Origin of the sequence: Sutterella wadsworthensis, from assembly GCF_003315195.1 — a bacterium.
Classification (GTDB): Bacteria; Pseudomonadota; Gammaproteobacteria; order Burkholderiales; family Burkholderiaceae_F; genus Sutterella; species Sutterella wadsworthensis.
Map to the genome: position 1 here is coordinate 129,593 of NZ_QNRV01000001.1, position 12,871 is coordinate 142,463.

At 54.8% G+C, this 12,871-nt stretch carries 11 protein-coding genes; 7 read left to right on the forward strand and 4 right to left on the reverse strand.

The features are described from left to right. Positions 1–121: 121 nt before the first annotated feature. The 5 genes from DES29_RS00435 (at position 122) to DES29_RS00455 (ending at position 3,596) form a co-directional block, all read left to right on the forward strand. On the forward strand, positions 122–382 hold the full coding sequence (locus tag DES29_RS00435; RefSeq protein WP_005430254.1) for a heavy-metal-associated domain-containing protein: 261 nt from the start codon (positions 122–124) through the stop codon (positions 380–382). 243 nt (positions 383–625) lie between these two features. Continuing rightward, positions 626–1,297, forward strand: a complete 672-nt coding sequence (locus DES29_RS00440; protein WP_016474183.1) for a nucleoside recognition domain-containing protein — start codon at positions 626–628, stop codon at positions 1,295–1,297. Further along, the gene (locus DES29_RS00445) at positions 1,290–1,766 is read left to right on the forward strand and encodes a YjiG family protein (protein WP_005430257.1); all 477 of its coding nucleotides are present in this window, start codon (positions 1,290–1,292) and stop codon (positions 1,764–1,766) included. Before DES29_RS00440 ends, DES29_RS00445 begins: the two co-directional genes overlap by 8 nt. Before the next feature lie 309 nt (positions 1,767–2,075). After that, complete coding sequence (locus DES29_RS00450) at positions 2,076–2,864, forward strand: hypothetical protein (protein ID WP_021995151.1); 789 nt, start codon at positions 2,076–2,078, stop codon at positions 2,862–2,864. A 261-nt stretch (positions 2,865–3,125) separates the two neighbouring features. Further along, on the forward strand, positions 3,126–3,596 hold the full coding sequence (locus DES29_RS00455; RefSeq protein WP_021995150.1) for a CYTH domain-containing protein: 471 nt from the start codon (positions 3,126–3,128) through the stop codon (positions 3,594–3,596). 8 nt (positions 3,597–3,604) lie between these two features. On the opposite strand, the gene DES29_RS00460 is transcribed toward DES29_RS00455, so the two are convergent. From DES29_RS00460 to DES29_RS00475, 4 genes are all read right to left on the reverse strand, one after another. Next, positions 3,605–4,537: a LysR family transcriptional regulator gene (locus tag DES29_RS00460; RefSeq protein WP_113854279.1), complete on the reverse strand. Its 933-nt coding sequence runs from the start codon at positions 4,535–4,537 to the stop codon at positions 3,605–3,607. Between the two features lie 193 nt (positions 4,538–4,730). After that, a complete protein-coding gene (gene ttdB, locus DES29_RS00465; protein ID WP_021995945.1) occupies positions 4,731–5,348 on the reverse strand; it encodes a L(+)-tartrate dehydratase subunit beta in 618 nt (205 codons plus the stop codon). After that, the gene (gene ttdA / locus DES29_RS00470; protein WP_021995944.1) at positions 5,345–6,244 is read right to left on the reverse strand and encodes a L(+)-tartrate dehydratase subunit alpha; all 900 of its coding nucleotides are present in this window, start codon (positions 6,242–6,244) and stop codon (positions 5,345–5,347) included. The genes ttdB and ttdA overlap by 4 nt, the downstream gene beginning before the upstream one ends. Positions 6,245–6,581: 337 nt before the next feature. Further along, positions 6,582–8,834, reverse strand: a complete 2,253-nt coding sequence (locus tag DES29_RS00475; protein WP_021995163.1) for an inorganic phosphate transporter — start codon at positions 8,832–8,834, stop codon at positions 6,582–6,584. A 332-nt stretch (positions 8,835–9,166) separates the two neighbouring features. Here DES29_RS00475 and DES29_RS00480 point away from each other — a divergent pair, with 332 nt between their 5' ends. Next, positions 9,167–10,975, forward strand: a complete 1,809-nt coding sequence (locus DES29_RS00480; RefSeq protein WP_113854281.1) for an FAD-dependent oxidoreductase — start codon at positions 9,167–9,169, stop codon at positions 10,973–10,975. A 324-nt stretch (positions 10,976–11,299) separates the two neighbouring features. Continuing rightward, positions 11,300–12,805, forward strand: coding sequence for a C69 family dipeptidase (locus DES29_RS00485; RefSeq protein ID WP_113854282.1), 1,506 nt, complete (start codon positions 11,300–11,302; stop codon positions 12,803–12,805). Positions 12,806–12,871: the final 66 nt, after the last annotated feature.

A 12,871-nucleotide genomic window follows, 5' to 3' on the forward strand; every position in this document is an offset into this window, starting at 1 on the left:
GGGCTTCAGCGAGGATTAGAATGGTTCTCAATATTATTGGGTCGAATAGGCCTGCGGTCTCTCCCAGAGGCAGCGGAGACGGCCGGCGGCGTGTTCGACTGAGCCCATTGAGGATAAGCAAATGTATAAAACCATCGTTGGTATTGAAGGTATGGCCTGCGGGATGTGCGAGGAACACATCTGCAGCACGATCAAAAAGGCTTTTGAAGTCAATAAGGTCAAGGCCTCACGCAGCAAGAAATGTGCCGAAATCATTACCGAGCTTCCGCTCGATGAAAAGGCCGTGCGTGACGCTATTGCGCCAACAGGCTATGAGGTGACGTCATTTGCCTGCGTTGAGGAAGCGCCGAAGAAGGGGTTCTTTGCCAAACTCTTCGGGTGAGGGTGACTGTCTGACGCAGGATGTTCCTCGACTAAGGATTTCCACTCTCTGTTGAGTTGTTTTCGGAAGATGGCCGCTCGTGCAAACTGAGCGGCCATCCTTATTTTTATAGGGTGCATCTGATAGGTAGACTTAATCATTGATGTTGGGTAACTGAATTAGGGGAATTGCTTAGATGTTTTTGTGAGAGATCGTTAAAATCACGAGTTTTCAAACACTCCAACTTCCCCACAAAGGCATGCCATGACTGAGAACAATCAGGCCGCTGCGAGTGAGGACGATCAGGATGTGGGACATGTAGGCGTTGGCGCCTATGTGGCTTTGATCATCACGATCCTCTTTTTCTCGGGGCTTTTCTACAACATTGACGGGTACAAATGGCTCGGTTCGTTTGACTTTACGACGCTCGCTGGCGGGTTCGGCAAGATCGACGGCCTGACCTATATCGGCAAGGGCGGTTTTGGCGCTCGTCAGGGCTTCCTCTTTGCACTTTCGCTCTTCCCCTCCGTAATGCTCGCCTTGGGCGTGATGGAAGTTGTCACCTACTACGGTGCCATGCGTGCCGCACAGAAGCTGATGACGCCGCTTCTCAATCCGATTCTGGGCGTTCCGGGTTCGACGGGTCTTGCACTCATCACCGACCTGCAGAGCACCGATGCCGGCGCTGCGCTGACAAAGGGTATGTACGACCGCGGTCTTTTCGATAAGAAAGGGCTCATTGTGGTCTGCGCCTGGCAGTATTCCGGCGCAGGTCTGATCGGCAATTATTTTGCTTCGGGTTCCGCGCTTTTCGCTGCGACGCTTTGCCCGCTCATCGTGCCGCTCATCCTCATGATTGTGCTCAAGTTCGTCGGCGGCTTCCTCGTCCGCTGCGTCCTCAATACGGTCTACCGCAAGGACTTCGAAAATGACTGAGAAGACCACGTCTACTAATCCGCTTGACATCTTCATCGTCGGCGTCCGCAAGGGTATTAATATCGCCCTTTTGAATTTGACGCCGAACGTTTTGATGGCGTTCGTCTTCGCGCACATGCTGACCCTTCTGGGCGTGATGGACTTCCTCGGCCAGCACTGCGGTCCTTTCATGGCGCTCTTTGGCCTTCCGGGTCAAGCCATTACGGTGCTGCTGGCCGCTTGGCTGTCGGCTTCAGCCGGCGCCGGCATGGCAGCGAGTCTGCTTGCTCAAGGTGTTCTTGATGCTGACGGCGTGACGGTCATTCTGCCGGCAATCTTCCTGATGGCCTCGCAGATCCAGTACATGGGACGTCTGCTTGGCGTGGCTGACTGCCCGAAGCGCTACTGGCCGCTCTTGATGCTGAACTCCATTGTGAACGCGCTCCTCTCCATGTGGATCATGCGTCTCTTGATGCCGTTCTTCAGCTAAAGCAGAAAATAAACTTCATCTGTGATAAAGCCTCATGTGACTGAGGCTTTATAAACAGAACTGACGCCCGCTTGCAGCCCTTTGCAGCGGGCGTTTTTTTCAGATGACAGAACGGATCGAAATTTGCGTTTGCCGCTCCTTCTCATGCGGATGCTGCTAATGAGAATGAACCTTAGAAATAAACGCAATTCATTGAAATTCAACAAGAAATTACGATTTGACCGATGCCGCTGTGAATTTGGAGTGCTAGACTGTTTCTGAAGGTAATGGCAATGCTCATGAGCATTGTCAAAAGGAAAGAGGCGGTCTATGCAGACGAAAAGAGCGCTTTTAAAGAGCCTGACTCGTGCCGTCCGTGTCGTAACGGGGGCAGCGGCGCGTGCCGTTGCGCGAATGGAGAAAAAAGCGGCAGTTTATTTTTCTAAGAGCTGGCTCGAAAAAATGGAGCCTTGGCTCTGGCGCTTTTCACGTCCGACACTTGAAAAACTGCTGCAGCACGAAGAAAAGCGGATATCGGATGCTTCCCGCGCAACGGCGGCTGAACGCCGGAGGACGGAGGCGCTGCGCCTGGCGGCAAAGCATTTCGGCGACCGAGACTGGCAGTGGCGGTATTGGTGCCTGCGGCTGCGCCGCACCGGCGCACTGCAGGACGGCGGCCCCACTTCTTTTTTTGAACTTTGGCGGACATTGCCGCCGGAGCGTTTGGCGAGGGCAGAGGATGAGGCAGAGGCGCGGCGTCGTGCTGAGGCCTCTTTTATCACTCATCTGCAGGCGATTGCTCACGGCCGCACAGGATTGTCGGTCAGTGCGCTGCGCCAGCCGATGCCGAGCGATCCCGCAAGGGCCGCAGATGATGAAGCGGTGCTGCGCATGCTTTGGCTCTGGGTGGGTTATGTGGCCTATGACGAAACGCTCTCCGAGTCCGGCGAAGAAGCCGTAAAGCGTTTTCTCAAGCGTGCCTGGCCTAAATATCACGGGAACCGCATCACGCGCAGTCTCCTGGAAACCTGGGTGCAGTATGCCAAGGACATTAAGTATGAACGAGATGCTCAGGCATGCTACGGCGGACGAGGCTGGGATCCTCGCCGCCGGCGCTGAGAATGGCTGAGAATGGCCTGAACGGGCGATTGGCGCCCAAGCGCTCTGCTTTCTGAAAAGGTCTCTTTGACGTGCGCTTGGCCGTTATAAATAGGGCACTGCAGGCCCTATGAAGTGTTCCAAGTGCTTTCATGCCGGGCAGTGGGAGCCCTTGAGCCGGCGAAAAAGCAGGGAATCTTCTATTCTCTTCATGGGTTCGTCAGCGAACCGGATATGAGGCCAAGCCGGCTGACGACCCAAAAAAACACATTGAGAGCCGCGATGAGCAAAGAGATTGAACGCAAATTTTTAGTCAATGGAAATGCCTGGAGAACGCTCGCTCAAGGCGTGCTTTACCGACAGGGCTACCTCAGCAGCGCCAAGGAGCGAACCGTCCGGGTGCGCACCGCAGGCGAAAAGGGGTTCTTGACGGTAAAAGGCATCACAAACGGTGTGACACGTTCTGAATTTGAATATGAAATACCATTTGCAGATGCTGACAAAATGCTCAGCGGCTTAGCTGAAAAACCTTTGATCGAAAAGCGCCGCTTCAAGATCCCTGCCGGTTCATTGGTGTGGGAGATTGATGAGTTCCTCGGCGAAAATGCCGGATTGATTGTGGCCGAGATTGAACTGCCCGACGAGGACGCTCCGTTTGAGCGGCCGGACTGGCTGGGTCGAGAGGTTTCTAATGATCCTCGCTACTTCAATTCAAACTTAGTGCGTCATCCCTTTTGCCAATGGCAGGTTTAAGAAGCGATCTAACCGTTTTGAAAGCGGCAGGCCGCGACATCTGTCATCACCCGAATCAGTGCGTGCGCAGCCTTAGAGAGATAGCGCTCGGACCGGTAGGCGGCCGCGACGATACGAGGCGGCACCGGCGGCTCAACGCTAAAGGCACGCAGCGGCTTGGCCGTGCCTGCCCGCCGCACCAGCGTTTCAGTGGTTAACGCCGCACCGAGCCCCGCGCTCGCGAGTGTGGCAGCGGCAATCATGGACTCGCTTTCGAGAACCACGCGCGGTTTTGCTCCGCTCATCCTGCAGAGCTCTCGGAAAAGCACATCCATCTGCTGCCCTTCCTTGATTTTGATGAAAGGTTCACGATCGAGATCATGGAAGTCAATGACCGGGAATTCTTCGCTTGGCGAGGCAGGATGCTGCTGGGCAAGGCGGTGCTTTTCCGAAAGGGCGATCAGGATTCGCTCTTGATAAAGTTCAATGGTGGTGAGCGTGCCCGGATGAAAGAGCGGCGTGATGACTAGGGAAAAATCGACGGCGCCTTCAAGCGCCATTTGTTCGAGTACTTTGGTGCGTCCTTCCGTTAGGGAGACTTCAATGAGGGGATAGAGCCGGTGAAAAACTGGAAGCACTTCGGCTAGAAAAAAAGTTTCTCGGTAGTCGCTCGCCCCTACAGTGACGTGTCCGCGTACGCCCCCTTTGATGTCAAGCATTTGCTTGGCAGCGGTTTCTCGGAGCAGATCGACTTGCTGCTCCGTACGCAAAAAGAGCGCTCCGGCAGCCGTCAGTTTGAGCGGCTTGGCCGAACGATCGACGAGTTCTGTTTGGGCTTCGGTTTCTAAGCGGACGAGAAACTGCGAAAGCGAGGGCTGCGAGATGCCGAGGCGCTGTGCGGCCTTTGAAAAACTGCTCTCGGCGATGAGGGCGGTTAAGTAGCGGCAGATGTTGCTCGGCATCGAGGAGCTCCGGGAAGATGGGGCGGGGTTGAGAAACACCGCGCAAAAGACCTATGGACTCAGAATAGCGAAAGGCAGCGAGCGGCGCATTCCGATGGCGTTGGGCGAAAGACCGGGAATGCGCCGCAGGATCATGCCGGCGGAACGCTTCAATGATGGGGGCGGAGGACGTTCGTCGTCAGCTCAAAGCAGATTATTTTTGATAGTCGATAAGGGCGCAAATGCGTTCAACAATCGGGGCCTTGCGTTCTTCAAAGACTTTTTTGTTTTCTTTGAAAAGATTGCGTCCTTGGGTGTCAATCGAGCAGATCAGGGGGCCAAACTTTTTCACCCGCATCACCCACATGGATTCGGGCATGCCGAGTTCAGGCCACTGATGGTCTTCGACCTCTTCAACACAGGCGGCGGCAACGACGGCGCAGCCGCCCGGGAAGACGCAGTGGATTGCCTTTTTTTCTCGGCAGCCCGCCTCGGTGTTGGGACCCATGCCGCCTTTGCCGATGATGAGTTTGACGCCGGTTTCTTCGATGAATTCCTTTTCGAAGAGTTCCATGCGCATGGAAGTCGTCGGACCAATAGAGGCTACCTTCCAGCCGCTTTTGACATCTTCGGCGGGAACCATGATCGGACCGGCGTGCAGAATGGCCTTGCGGTTCAAGTCAACGGGAAGTTTGCGGCCGAGCTTAACGAGGCGGTGGTGCGCTTGATCGCGGGCTGTAATGAGTGCGCCGTTTAGGTAGACGAGATCGCCGATCTCAATGTTTTCGAGATCTTCGTCGCGGATCGGCGTGTTCAGGACATGGGTTTTCACAGCACAACTCCTTTGTGCGAGAGAAATTCATAGGACATATCGGGATGGATGCGGATAAGCGCGCGGCGGTGTGCCCAACAACCGACGCTCACGGCCACGGCGATACAGGACGGATGGCGGGCCGCCTGTTCGACGTTGACGCCCATGACGGAATCTGTGCCGGTAAAACCGCCCGGGCCGATGTTGATTTCGTTCAGTCCGTCAGAGAGGAGTTTTTCAAATTCTGCGCCGACAGGATTGGAGTTGTGAGAGCCGACCGGCCGCATGAGGGCGCGTTTGGACAACGTTGAGGCGACATCAATGGAGCCGGCAATACCTACGCCGACCAACAGCGGCGGGCAGGCGTTGACGCCGCGGTCGCAGAGAATGTCGAAAACAAACTTCACGGCGCCTTCATAGCCTTCGAGCGGCATTAAAACCTTCGCGGCTCCCGGCAGAGAACAGCCGCCGCCCGCCATATAAGCGTAAATTTCGACGTTGTCGGAATCGGGCTCGATCTGCCAGTCTATCCAGGGAATGCGCACGCCGGTGTTGTCGCCGGAATTTCTTTCGTCAAAAATTTCGACGGCGTTGTGCCGCAGCGGCGCATTCTTGGTGGCGCGTTTAGTCGCTTCGCGCAGGCAGGATTCAAGGTCGCCTAAAAGCGGAAAATTTGCACCGCATTTCACGAAATACTGGATGACGCCGGTGTCTTGACAGATCGGCACATTGCGTTTCTTGGCCAAATCCATATCGTCAAACATGACGTCATAAATGATTTTCGAAATTTCGCTCTGCTGCTTGCTGCTGAGCGTCTTCAGGCTTTCCATGACGTCGTCAGGCAAATACTTTCCGAAGTAAGTCGTGAATTTGCTCAACAGGTCGGTGAACTGATCTTTAAGCTCTTCCTTCTGCATTGAGGGGGTCTCCAATGGAGGTCTGGTAAATATTGGATTCGAGCGACCGCAGGCAGCGCCGGCTGAATTTTTGGCCGTTTTTTTTGCTGAGCTGGCTCAGTAAAGTTTTTGCTTTCAATCGCTGAAAGAAAGTGTAGGAGGCCACTTTATATAAGTCAAATACTCTGTAATCTATAAAATTAATAGGATGTGAGTTATATGCCAAGGTGCTCTGCAGCATCTTTTAGTTTTTTTAAAAATCTATTCTTTAAGCCGCGGACTGAGGCATGAAAAACAAAAAACGCCGCACTCTTAGAAAAATAATGCGGCGTTGTGAATCAGAAAAAGAAAGGTCAGGTTATGAAATTTTTTCTTTTGGGGCAGTCACGCCTGACGGCGTCTGTTCCAAAGAATCAATGCGGGCGGCGAGCATCGAAACAATTTCATAGTGATTGATGAAGTCGCGGGCAAAAAGCAGGAAGGTGAGATAAAGCTCGCTGCCGCGGATGGAAAGTTCGCCGTCCGGAATCGCCCGCATCAGTTCGCTTTGCATGGCGTCGATACGGTCAATTGCAGCTTTGGCATTCAGGTGCAGTTCTTCGAGATCGGGTTTGCCGTCGACTGAACTCGAAATTCGGCGCAGCTCCGCCGTCAATGCACGCAGTTCATCGGCGAGATCGCCCTTGAAGACGCGATGACGATTGGCGACATGTTCGAGAGACTGCTTGGCGAGACTCTGCAGTGAACGGCCAACTTCACGCATATTGGTAAAAGCGCGGAAGTAGCAGTAGCGCGCATTAAAGTCGACCTTTGACGGCGTCTTATCCATCATGGCCATGCGATAGTAAACACTTCGGTCTTTGCTCAGCTGGTCGAAAAATTCCGAGGCTTCGCTTTTTGCGCTGCGAAGCGCGAGTTCTCGGTCGGCAAGCAGGCCGTCAACAACCTCGTCAAGGAGGTCGAGTGTGCGGCAGAGGTTGGCCGGGCTCTTGGTGTGAATGATGGTGCGGATGGCCGGCGCAGTGAAGCGCTGCGCAGATTGTTTGGCAAGCGACTCTTCTTCGTGCTTCTTAAGGTTGGAACGCACGAGAATTGCGATGGCTGCGAGCCCCATGATGACCGCGGCGGTTTCTCCGCCCCAAAAGACGATCGTCGCGGCAACTGCAGCAAGGGAGCTCGCGCAGAGTGCTGTGATGAACCATCCGCTGATCACGGTAAGAACACCGGAAATGCGATAGACAGCCGTTTCGCGGTCCCAGGCGCCGTCGGCAAAGCTCGATCCCATAGCGACCATGAAGGTGACATAGGTCGTTGAGAGCGGCAGCTGGAGGTTAGTAGCAGAGGCAATCAATACGGCCGACAGCACGAGATTGATCGAAGCGCGAACATAATCGAAGGGCAGCGGAATCGTGCCTTTTTCCTGCGGCGCCGGCACAAAGCGGCTGGCGATGCCGCGCTGCAGGAACCCAGGCATGATCTGGTTGATAACGGTACCCATGCCGACGGCGGCACGAACGATCATGCGGCCGGGCAGTGAGGCGCCGAACTGCTCCTGTTCACCCGTTTGAGTAGAGGCGAGATTGATGGAGGTCTGAATGACGCGGTGGGCTTTCTTGGAGAACCAAAGCGTGAAGACCATTACCATGCCGGAGGCGAGAAGCATCCAAGTCGCTGCGGTAGCTGGTTTAAGCAGATCACCCATCATGAAGGTTTCTGCCGGACTCTGAGCAGCCGACCAGATCTTAAAACTGTCCCAGGCTGCGATCGGCACACCCACAAAGTTCACCAAGTCATTGCCGGCAAAGGCAAAAGCGAGCGAGAAAGTACCCGCGAGAATGATGATCTTGAAGACGTTGATGCGGAAGAAAGAAATGCAGATCTGGAAGAGAATCGTAAAGCCCACAAAGAGTGTGATCAGAATGGGCGAAGTATTGGCGTTGATCCAGTCGATCCACTCCGCACGCATGAAGGACGCGCCTTTGGCGCCCTTCATGACGAGGAAGTAGATGATGGCAGTAATAGAAAAAGCGCCGTAGATTGCTCCGATGCGGCGGTACATGCCTTCGAAGCGGAAGGAAAAAAGGAGCCGCGCGAGGTACTGAATAACGGCGCCGGAAATAAAGGCAACAACAACCGAGATGAGAATGCCTGAAACAATTCCGAGGGACTTGCTCGTATTGATGTAGGTGTAGAGGTCTCCCAAGGACTGTCCGGCATCGAGCAGTTTCCAAGCAGCTGCAGCGGCGGCGCTGCCGAGAAGCTCAAAGACGATGGAAACAGTGGTGGAGGTGGGCAGTCCGAGGCTGTTGAATGCGTCGAGCAGTATGACGTCAGCCACCATGACGGCGAAAAACACCACCATGATTTCCGAAAAGGAGAACATCTGAGGATGGAAAATGCCCGAACGAGCCACTTCCATCATGCCCGAAGAGAATGTGGCGCCGAGCAGAACGCCGAGGCTGGCTACCCACATTGTGGTGCGAAAGCTTGCAATGCGGCAGCCGAGGGCTGAATTGAGAAAATTGGAGGCGTCGTTGCTGACGCCGACGAAGAGGTCGATGACGGCGATGACGGCGAGAAACGCCAGCATCACAATATAGTATTGCTCCATTTGAGCGCTCATCAGGTTTACGAAGCCTGCATTGTTGCCGAGCTTGGTGACGCGTTTGTTACTGATTTATGACATTTTGATGACATGCAGTGATTCGTCATGGAAATGCCGTCAAGACGTCATGATTTGCAGGCGAAAGAAGAGGTTCTGCAACCCTAAAAGAGTAGGTAATCTACCCTAGTTTATTTTCATTTTGGGCATTTGCGGCGTCGGAGTAAGGGTTTCTTCGATTTGCCGAGTTTAACGTCTCCACTAGCCTTCCTCGTTATGAGGTTCGAGCGGAGGCCCTGCCGTCCGCAGTGAACTTCACTCATTTGTGAGGAGGAAAAATCATGATGATGCGCAAGCTTTGCCTTGTTGCCGCTCTGACTGCCGCGATGACTGGCTTTTCTGCCGCGAATGCCGCGGCGCAGCTCAAAGACGGCACCTGGACGGGAGAAGGACAGGGACGCAACGGGGCGATCGTTGTTGAACTGACTGCTGCCGGCGGAAAGATCACCGCCGTCAAGGTCGTAAAACACAGCGAAACGCCGGGTATCTCTGATGCGGCGCTCGCCCGCGTGCCCGGCGAGATTGTTCAGGCTCAGACAACAGGCATTGATGCGGTTTCCGGCGCAACACTCACTACCAACGGCATCAAAGCAGCGGTTGCCGCAGCCATTAAAGCGGGCGGCGGAGATCCGGCAGCATTTGCGGCTGCCGTTGTCTCGAAAAAGACAGCTCATAAAGTCATCAAGGAATCTGCTGACATCGTGGTTGTCGGTGCCGGCGGCGCAGGTATCTCTGCAGCGGTTAAGGCCGAAACGCTCGGCAAGAGCGTCATCTTGATCGAAAAGATGCCGACGATCGGCGGCGCTACGGTGCTCAATGCCGGCACGCTGATCGCCACCGGCTCTCGCTACCAGCGCGAAGTCATGAAGGAAACGAAGGACTCGCCTGAACTTGCCTATAAGGACATCTTCCGCGTCGGCAAGAACCGCAATGATCCGGTGCTCGTCAAGATGGTGACGGAGAAGGTGGGCGGCGTAGTCGACTGGCTGATCTACGACATGAAGATTCCGTATGGCCCGGCCGCCACGCAGTACCCGGATCATTCCGCAAACCGTCAGTTGGGCGTTCAGGGGCGCTCCGTCAACTTCCTCAATCTCATGAAAGGAAAGTTCCTCGATATGGGCGGGAAGCTGATGCTTGAAACGCGTGCTCAGTCCTTCATTGAAAAGGACGGCAAAGTGGTCGGAGTGAAGGCTGTGGATGCTGCCGGCAATACGGTGGAGCTCACTTCCAAGGCGGTGATTCTCGCCTCCGGCGGCTACGGTGCGGATCAGTCGCTGCTGCCCCCGAAGATGAAGAGCTTCCTTTTCTATGGCGTGGACGGTGAAACGGGCGACGGTCTCAAGATGGGTGAAGCCATCGGTGCTGCAACCATCAATATGGACCTTGTGAAGCAGTATCCGCAGGGCGTTGAAACGCGTCCGCACCACGGCTTGGCTGCAACGGCCTCGTCGACCGACACCATGAAAAAGAGCGGCGCAATTTACGTCAACCGTGACGGCAAGCGCTTTGTCGATGAGAATGCCGGACTGGGCGTTCTGACGGATAAGACGATCGAGCAGCCTGGCTCCATTGCTTATATCGTCATGGATGACGCTGCCTGGAAGCAGTACGTTGCGAAGTCTTTGGAAGATAAGCTCGTGCCCAGCGCCGAGTCGCTTAACGAATGGACAAAGATCGTCAACAATGGTCACCCAGTGATGGCGGTCTCGAAGAGTCTTGAAGATGCTGCCAAACAAATGGGCATTAATCCGAAAGGGCTTGAGGCGACCGTTAAACATTGGAACGATATGGTGAAGGCCGGTTCCGACAAGGACTTCAGCCGCCGTCTGACGGGCGGTCTTGCCGAAGGCGGCACCTGGCGCATTGTGGAGCAGAAGGTTCGCTATCAGACCACGCTGGGCGGCCTCAAGGCTGACGGCGCGATGCGTATTCTGAAGAAGGACGGTTCTGCCATCCCGGGTCTTTATGGCGCGGGCTGCGTGGTGGGCGGCGCGAACGGCGCTGACTCCATGACCGCCATGATGAATTCGTGGGCCATCGTGTCGGGTGTCGTGGCTGCTGAATCGGCTGCTTCCTACGCGAAATAACACACTCTCGGTTTGAAGGCGTGCGCTGCACGCCTCTCGGAGAGATTTCAATCAAGATCCTGCAGACAAAGCATCGGCTGCAGGATCTTTTTTTCAATGCATTGCTTTGAAAGCGCTCTATGGAAGTCACCGCAATATGCAAGACCGGAGAAGTCCTTATACGACAAATTACCTAGAAGCATTAGCCTTGCGGGGGCCTGGTTGACAGTGCGGCACGACTGAGGTTTTGCCGCTGCAGTCCCCTCGCAGTGCGGTTCCCTGCCCATTTGCGATGACCAAGGGGAGTGCGTTGATTCGGGATCCACCATATGAGGAGAATTTTTAATGAAATCATTTCGCATTGCTGCGCTCGCCGGTGCCATTGCTTCGCTCGTCGCCGGCTCTGCTTTGGCCTGCACCACGGTTGTGGTCGGGCAAGATGCCACGTCTGACGGTTCAATCCTGATTGCCCGCTCGGCTGACAGCAGCGCACTGAAAGCGCAGCATTTGGTGATTCATCCGGCCAAGAAAGGGCAGAAAGGCATGTATCGAACAGCCGATCACCACGGAGCGAACAATTTTGAGTATCCGCTGCCGGAAAATGCCATGCGCTTCACCACGGTGCCGAATTGGCAGACCCAAGTGCACGGTGCAACGGGCTGGAATGAAGCGGGCGTCGGTTTTTCGGGAACGGAATCAATCTTTGCGCGCGATGATGCTCTGAAGATTGATCCCTATGTTGAGGACACCGGCATCACCGAAGATGACATTCCGGACGTGCTTTTGCCAGTGGCTAAAACCGCTCGCGAAGCCGTGCAGCTGCTCGGATCCATCGTTGAAACCAAGGGTGCCGGAGAAGGTTTCGGCGTTGTGCTGATGGATGAAAAGGAAGTGTGGTACTTCGAAACGGGCACGGGCCACCAGTGGCTCGCTCAGCGCGCACCGAAAAAACAATACTTTGCTTCCGGCAACCAAGGACGTCTGCAGAAGTACGATCCGAAGAGCTCGGACTTTTTGGCTTCCAAAACGCTCGTTGAATTCGCTGTAAAGAACGGTTTCTACGACCCGAAGAAAGATGGAGAATTCAATTTTTCCAAGGCGTACTGCCGCGATGATGATCGTGACCGCGACTACAACGATCCGCGCGTCTGGCAGATTCAGAAACTGCTGACGCCGAGTCTCGAGCAGCCGGTGCAGGCCGGCCGAAGCTTCCCGGTATGGGCCGCGCCCGACCAGAAGGTCACCATTGCTGACCTGAAGGCCATCATGCGCAATCACTTTGAGTCCGGAGAGCTGCAGTCTCATGATCCGTACACCAAGGGGCTTCGCGGCGACGAACCCTACCGCCCGGTGAGTGTCTTCCGCACCTATGAGTCTCATGTGATGCAGGTGCGCCCATGGCTGCCGCGTGCGATCGGCGAAGTGACCTATCTGGCGATGGGCATGGCTGATCTCTCGGTCTATTTCCCTGTGTATTCGGGCGTGAGTGCCTATCCGGAACACTTCGGCATGGGTACCGACAAGGCCGATGACAAGAGCCTTTATTGGAAGTTCCGCAAGCTTCAGACGCTTGTTATGACGGACTATCCGACGCTCGCCCCCGTTGTGAAGAAGGCTTATGCGGAGTTTGAAAAAGAGGTCGAAGGCCGGATGAAGACTTTTGAGGACAGCTATGTCAAGACCTTGAAAAAGGATCCTGCGGCTGCTCAGAAGTCGCTCGACGACTTCAACATTCAGGTGATAGCAGATGCAGAAGCGCTGACCGCAGATTTGATGAATCAAGTCTTCACGATCCGTACTGCAGATATCCAAAAGGATAACTTCTTCGCCAACCGTAAAAAGAAGGATTAATGAGCCTGTCTCTCTACAGGAGACCTGTTTCAAACTGAGCTCGTCTCCGGAATTCGCTTTTCATTG

Bases quoted from the DNA above. Each gene is read 5' to 3' on its own strand.
- DES29_RS00440 (WP_016474183.1), top strand. From the start codon at position 626: ATGACTGAGAACAATCAGGCCGCTGCGAGTGAGGACGATCAGGATGTG.
- DES29_RS00480 (WP_113854281.1), top strand. From the start codon at position 9,167: ATGATGATGCGCAAGCTTTGCCTTGTTGCCGCTCTGACTGCCGCGATG.
- ttdA (WP_021995944.1), bottom strand. From the start codon at position 6,244: ATGCAGAAGGAAGAGCTTAAAGATCAGTTCACCGACCTGTTGAGCAAA.
- DES29_RS00445 (WP_005430257.1), top strand. From the start codon at position 1,290: ATGACTGAGAAGACCACGTCTACTAATCCGCTTGACATCTTCATCGTC.
- DES29_RS00460 (WP_113854279.1), bottom strand. From the start codon at position 4,537: ATGCCGAGCAACATCTGCCGCTACTTAACCGCCCTCATCGCCGAGAGC.
- DES29_RS00450 (WP_021995151.1), top strand. From the start codon at position 2,076: ATGCAGACGAAAAGAGCGCTTTTAAAGAGCCTGACTCGTGCCGTCCGT.
- DES29_RS00485 (WP_113854282.1), top strand. From the start codon at position 11,300: ATGAAATCATTTCGCATTGCTGCGCTCGCCGGTGCCATTGCTTCGCTC.
- DES29_RS00475 (WP_021995163.1), bottom strand. From the start codon at position 8,834: ATGGAGCAATACTATATTGTGATGCTGGCGTTTCTCGCCGTCATCGCC.
- DES29_RS00435 (WP_005430254.1), top strand. From the start codon at position 122: ATGTATAAAACCATCGTTGGTATTGAAGGTATGGCCTGCGGGATGTGC.
- DES29_RS00455 (WP_021995150.1), top strand. From the start codon at position 3,126: ATGAGCAAAGAGATTGAACGCAAATTTTTAGTCAATGGAAATGCCTGG.